At 50.5% G+C, this 6330-nt stretch carries 5 protein-coding genes and 1 pseudogene; 4 read left to right on the forward strand and 2 right to left on the reverse strand.

Translation table 11 applies throughout. The annotated features are described in order from the left end of the window. Nucleotides 1-154: 154 nt before the first annotated feature. Nucleotides 155-1255 (reverse strand): aminofutalosine synthase MqnE, encoded by a 1101-nt coding sequence (gene mqnE / locus QMD53_06560; protein MDI6800306.1) that lies wholly within the window; start codon nt 1253-1255, stop codon nt 155-157. 29 nt (nt 1256-1284) lie between these two features. Here mqnE and QMD53_06565 point away from each other — a divergent pair, with 29 nt between their 5' ends. The 4 genes and pseudogenes from QMD53_06565 (at nt 1285) to QMD53_06580 (ending at nt 4356) form a co-directional block, all read left to right on the forward strand. After that, nucleotides 1285-2730: a menaquinone biosynthesis decarboxylase gene (locus tag QMD53_06565; protein MDI6800307.1), complete on the forward strand. Its 1446-nt coding sequence runs from the start codon at nt 1285-1287 to the stop codon at nt 2728-2730. Next, nucleotides 2726-3571, forward strand: a pseudogene (locus tag QMD53_06570) (UbiA-like polyprenyltransferase). The gene QMD53_06565 and the pseudogene QMD53_06570 overlap by 5 nt, the downstream one beginning before the upstream one ends. Nucleotides 3572-3586: 15 nt before the next feature. Next, entirely contained in the window at nt 3587-4186 is a 600-nt protein-coding gene (locus QMD53_06575) for a flavin prenyltransferase UbiX (protein ID MDI6800308.1), read from the forward strand. 8 nt (nt 4187-4194) lie between these two features. Beyond that, a complete protein-coding gene (locus tag QMD53_06580; protein ID MDI6800309.1) occupies nt 4195-4356 on the forward strand; it encodes a hypothetical protein in 162 nt (53 codons plus the stop codon). Between the two features lie 72 nt (nt 4357-4428). On the opposite strand, the gene QMD53_06585 is transcribed toward QMD53_06580, so the two are convergent. Next, the gene (locus tag QMD53_06585; protein ID MDI6800310.1) at nt 4429-5898 is read right to left on the reverse strand and encodes an Ig-like domain-containing protein; all 1470 of its coding nucleotides are present in this window, start codon (nt 5896-5898) and stop codon (nt 4429-4431) included. Nucleotides 5899-6330 lie beyond the last annotated feature (432 nt).

Genomic DNA, 6330 nt, shown 5'->3' on the forward strand with positions numbered 1-6330 from the left:
GTGGCCGCCTCTTCAAAACCACTAGATGTCAGGTAAGCTGTTGACTAGTACATTTTATGATTTTTTATTAATAACTAATAGGCGAGGTTAGATGGCTGGCAGAAGATCAGATGGACCGATGAATGATGGGGGAAGGGGGCAGAACGGTTAATATTTAGTCGTAAGTCTTTATCACATTATACAAACTATCTCGCTCGACAGGCTTTAGGCCTACCGCCCGTACCAACTCGATCAATTCCTCTTTTGTAACCGACTTTGAGGAGGAGGCTCCGGCGGCGTGGGCGATCCTCTCTTCGGTTACCGTGCCGTCTATATCATCGGCTCCAAAGGTCAGGGCCATCTGGGCCAAGGGCAGGCCGAGCATGATCCAGTAGGCCTTGATGTGGTCGAAGTTATCGAGCATCAGGCGGCTTACGGCGATCATCCTTAAAGTTTCGACGGCCGAAGGTTTCATTAGGTGGTCAAGACCGGTATTTTCGGGTTGGAAGGGCAGGGGGATGAAGGCGTTAAAACCGCTCGCCTGGTCCTGAAGTTCGCGCAGGGCTATCAAGTGGTCTATCCTCTCTTCATCGGTTTCGATGTGGCCAAAGAGCATGGTGGCATTGGACTTTAGCCCAAGCTTGTGGGCGGCGCCCATCACATCCAGCCACTCGGTCCCGCTTGCCTTGTTGGGGCAGAGCTTGGCCCGCACCCTCGGGCTAAAGACCTCGGCTCCGCCGCCGGGCAAAGAATCCACCCCGGCCTCCTTTAGGGCGATCAAGACATCGCTTAGGCTTAAGTTAGAAATCTTTGAGAAGTGAACGATCTCGACGGCGGTGAAGGCTTTGATGTGAATCAAGGGAAACTCGCATCTTAAGGCCCGGATCACCGAGAGGTAGTAATCGAAGTCCATATCGGGGTGGAGGCCGCTTACCACGTGAAGCTCGGTCATATCGGAGGGGCCGGCTTTGGCGGCGGAGACGGCCCCTTGCGGGCTCATCAAGTAGGCCCCGCGCTCGCCGCTCTTGCAGCTAAAAGCGCAGAACTTACAACCGGACATGCAGATATTTGTAAGATTGATGTGGCAGTTTACGTTGAAGTATGCAGTCTCTCCGCCTTTAGCCCTCTTGGCCGCAAGGGCGAGCTTTCCAAGTGAGATCAGGTCATCGTTTTCGAGGAGGGCAAGGCCCTCTTCCCTCTCAAAGCGCTTGGGATTAACGGTTCTCATGGCCCCTTTCATTGCTAAGGTGAACTGGTCGGTGATATTATAGCACAAGGTAAGACTGGCATTTTATCGAGGTGATGATGGCTTTTAAAGATTTAAGGGAGTTCATAAAATTTTTGGAGGAGCGCGGCGAGCTCAAAAGGGTGAGTGCAACCGTCGATCCCATCCTTGAGATGACCGAAATTGTTGATCGCATCTCAAAGGCGAGCGGCCCGGCCGTCCTCTTCGAAAAGGCCAAGGGCTCTAAGATGCCGGTTTTGATGAACGCTTTTGGAACGACGGCGCGGATGGCTTGGGCCCTTGGAGTGGATAATTTGGATGAGGTGGGCGAGCGGGTGAGGAAGCTCACCTCATTTGGGTCTCCAACCGGGGCCGGCGAGAAGCTCGGCGCCCTGCTAAAGCTGAAAGACCTGGCCGGATACGGCCCAAAGCTCGTCAAGAAGGCTCCCTGCCAAGAGGTCGTCATCAGCGGAAATCCCTCTCTAAATGATCTGCCCATCCTAAAGTGCTGGCCGGGTGACGGCGGCCGCTTCATCACCTTGCCCCTCGTCATAACCAAAAACCCGCTCGACCAAAAGCAGAATATGGGCATGTACCGGATGCAGGTCTTCGACGAGCGGACGACCGGCATGCATATTCACCTCCATCACGATGGGGCCGAAAATTATCGAAAATCCGAGAAGATGGGCGAGCCTATGGAAGTCGCGGTCGCCTTGGGCGGCGATCCGGCCACCATCTATGCGGCAACGGCCCCCTTGCCCAAGGGTTTGGATGAGCTCATCTTTGCCGGGTTCTTGAGAAAGAAGCCGGTTGAAGTGGTAAAGGCCAGAACGGTCGATCTCTTGGTTCCGGCCCAGGCCGAGATAATCCTTGAGGGCCACATCGACCCCATCAAGAGGCAGCGAGAAGGCCCCTTTGGCGATCACACTGGCTACTATTCGCTGGAGGGTGACTATCCGGTTTTCAACCTAACCTGCATAACCAGGCGAAAGGATGCCATCTATTCGGCAACAGTGGTAGGCAAGCCTCCCATGGAGGATTGTTATATGGGCAAAGCGACCGAACGCATCTTCTTGCCCCTCTTGCAATTGGTATATCCTGAGATAGTCGATATGGACTTGCCCTTGGAGGGGGTCTTTCATAACTGCGCCATCATCGGGGTAAAGAAGAGCTATCCCATGCACGCAGCCAAGGTTATGAACGGCATCTGGTCGATGGGACAGATGATGCTGACCAAGATGATCGTGGTGGTCGATGAGGATATCGATGTCCACAACTACTCGGAAGTGGCCTGGAAGGTCTTTAACAACGTCGATCCGGCAAGGGATATCATCATCACCCGCGGCCCCTTGGACGCGCTAGATCACTCCTCGCCAACTGCAAATTTCGGTTCCAAGATGGGCATTGATGCCACTCGCAAGTGGAAGGAAGAGGGGCATGACCGCGAGTGGCCGGACGATATCGTCATGAATGAAGAGATAAAACGCCTGGTCAGCTCAAGGTGGAAGGAGTACGGTTTTAAATAAGCTTTCGGCCACCCTCAAAATGATAAAGTTTGAACATTCCATATTCGCTCTGCCCTTTGCCTACGTTGGGGCGATGATCGCCCTTAGTGGTTTTCCGAGCGGGGCCCAAATCCTCTGGATAACACTCGCCATGGTTGGGGCAAGGAGCTTTGCCATGTGCCTTAACAGGCTGATCGATAAAGGGATAGATGCAAGGAACCCAAGAACCAAGGATAGGGCGCTGGTTACCGGGCTGCTTTCGGAGCTAGATGTGATCATTTTTGCGCTTGTTTCGCTCGGCCTCTTCTTTTTGGCCGCCTTTAACTTAGCTCCCCTTTGCCGGTATCTCGCTCCGCTCTTTGTCATCCCATTTGTGATATATCCATATACCAAGAGGTTCACCTCACTCTGCCATCTGGTTTTGGGCTTAAGTCTGGGGCTCTCTCCGATCGGAGCCTGGGTCGCCGTGACTAACTCAATCTCGCCCATAGCCATCTTGCTCGGCGTTTCAGTCATGTTTTGGGTGGCCGGCTTCGATGTCATCTACTCTTGCCAGGATATCGAGGTCGATAGGAGGGACGGCCTCTTCTCGATCCCGGTAAGGCTCGGCATTGGCCCAGCTTTGAAGATGGTGGCTGTCTTTCACGTCGTCTCGGTCATTCTTCTCCTTCTGGCCGGCCGCCTTGCCGGTTTGAGTTTCATGCATTATGTCGGCGTCTTCGTCGTCTCGGTCCTCCTCTTCTATGAGGATAACCTTGTAAGACCCGAAGACCTATCCAAGGTCAATACGGCCTTCTTCACCTTAAATGGGATGATAAGCGTGGTCGTCTTCGTCTTTACCGCCTTAAATTATGCGATCTAGATAAGGGGTTTAACTTTGCGGATAGTTGTTGGAATCACCGGAGCATCCGGCTCCGTCTATGCGGAAAAACTATTAAAAGAGCTCACCAGAGGGGGCCATGAGGTCAAGCTCATCCTGACCGAGGCCGCAAAATACGTCATAAATTTGGAAATCGGTCTAGATTTAGCAGGAGATTTTGAAGCTATAGAGAATTCTCTTAAAATGTGGGTTGGTGGTAACGCTTCGGACCTGCTAGAATATATTGAGATCGACGATATAGCCTCCAAGATCAGCAGCGGCTCCTATCCGACCCATGCGATGGTGGTCATCCCCTGCTCGATGGGGACGCTCGCCTCGATCAGGGCGGGAATATCCAAGAATATCTTGGAGCGGGCCGCTGATGTGACTTTGAAAGAGGGACGTCCCTTGATACTGGTTCCAAGGGAGACGCCTTTAAGCGAGTTACATCTTGAAAATATGCTGACTTTAAAGAGGGCGGGAGCGACCATCTTGCCCGCCATGCCCGGATTTTATAACAGGCCTGATAGCATAGATGATCTGGTCTCTTTCATTGTAGGTCGTCTTTTGGACCTCCTGGGCATCGCCCACCATCTCTACAAGAGATGGGAAGGCTAAGTGATGATGTGGCTAAGGAAAAGGATTTTGAACCGAAGCTCAAGGTAAAAAAGGATTTAAGCATCTTTTCTCGTCCAAAGAAATGGCCAATCTTCGTTGGGATAGCCTTTTTTCTACTGCTCCTGATCGTATTCGTATTTCTCTTTCTGCTTGCTCCGGTTCCTTCCTAGGATATTTTTCGAAGTTAAGTTATGGTCCGCCCGATGGGCGGCCTTTTGCTTTGTGCTATTTATTTGCTTTGCTTAATCATCCACCTTGACCTTGAATTCGAACTCGGTTTCATTTTTGGCCCTGTCAAAGAGGGTTATCCTTAATACATAATTTCCCTCACCAGCCATCCTTCCCTTGGAGCTCCTCCCATCCCAGGCAAAGGTGAAGCTCTGGGTTAGAGCGTTACTCGCATATGAGTAGATTTTGATCGGCGTTTTGATGCGATCTTCGTCTTCATCGTCATCATCACCGCTAACCTTAAAAACTTCAGCCAGATAGGTGACCGGTTCATCCGCCTCGGCCCTGACCGAAGCCTTTTTTCTCTCTTCGGGATCGACCAGCTTGCTTAGCACAGTAAAGACGCCATTTGCCGGAGTGGTATCCACGGTAAAGCTCCAGTCCCCTTGAGCTTGATTTCCCGCCTTATCATAAGCGGTAAGGTTAACTTCGTGCTCTCCATCGGTTAGTGGCGAGGGTGGGGTAGCCGATACTTTGCCACTCTCAGAGTCGAAGTTGCAAGCAAGCTTGGCTCCATCGATCTGCATGATGATATTTTCACTATCTACCCCGATGCCTTCCGCGTCATCAGTGATGACGGCCGAGATGGTTGGTGCGGGGTTGTCTGTGAAGGAGCCGTTTGATGGCGTAAGATCGGTTATGGTGGGTGCGGTTGAGTCCATCAGTTTGTCGATGTCTAAAAATCCTTCAGAGAGGTTTTTATGAAAATAGGCGGATTGTCTGTCAAGTTCAGAAGAGGGGTTTTTAATGTGCTCCTCAATGACTTCTTTTAAGATATCTCTAAATTGTTCATCACTTGTAATTTCGACGGTTACTACATACATTTCTTCGCCATCTTCAGTCAAGGTGGACTCGTCTTGAACGACCAAGACGCCTGCCGCCTCGGCTCTCTCACTTACTTCCTGCCAAAAAGCATATTCTTCAGCCTCAGCTTGACCGGGAACCTCATCAAACTCGCCAGCCTCCAAGGCCCAAGCCCGCTCAAGTTTGAAGAGATCTAGCTTTTGTAGAAACTGTGAAATCATAAAGGATGGCCTGTTAAGGATGGCCAAAGAGGCAAGCGGAGACGATCCGGGCAACCTAAAAGGACGCACACGACTTGATATATCGTTATAGGGTATCCCACCTCTAGGAATAGGGCTAGAAGACCAGTTAATAACCTTTTCAACTGAAAGATCGATATTATTTTTGGCCCCCCTAGCAACCATGTCCCTTTCGAATTTTTCAAAATCAGTAATTACAGTGCCATAACTAAGATAGGTAGCAGCCACTGTTGCTCCCCAAGCCTTACACCTTGCCTTTATTTCCAGTTCCTTCATGACTGAATTGATGGCCTCTTTTTTTAGCTCATAATCAGATTTTTGAGCTATCCCATCATCCTCAAGATCAACTTCATGCAATCTTATCATCTCGTAGTTCACCAGGGCTTTTCTAATCTGTTTGGGAAAGAATCTAGATGAAGATAAATCACCGTTATAAGGCATGCCTTCTGTAATGTACGTATAAAAATCGTACAAGGTCTCTCCCTTAACATGGCGCCAAGATTCCCCAGAGAAAAGGCCCATCGGTATCGGAAAAAGCTTTTTATTATGAGCCACCCAGTCGGCTGCGATGTGTCCGCCCCAACCGAGCCCAGAGGCATAATATTCCGAAGAGAGATTTGCAAATCCCCTTGTCTTGAGCATGAGATAAGCGAAGTTTGGTTTCTCACGATATGGGTAACTTGATGGGTTTTTTGGATCCCTTGCCTCATCCGGCGAATGAACGTAATCTTCTACCGAGCCAAAACTAGGTGGTAAAGCAAACATATCTGGCCCTGTGCCATTTGCGGCAAACACCGCTCCCTTAGATATGCTTAAAATGTAAAAGTCAATAGCTTACCTAACAGTCCTCCCCCTTGGGACGCTTGTCCGCCT

This window comes from Actinomycetota bacterium (assembly GCA_030017835.1).
GTDB lineage: Bacteria > Actinomycetota > Aquicultoria > UBA3085 > Oleimmundimicrobiaceae > Yes70-04.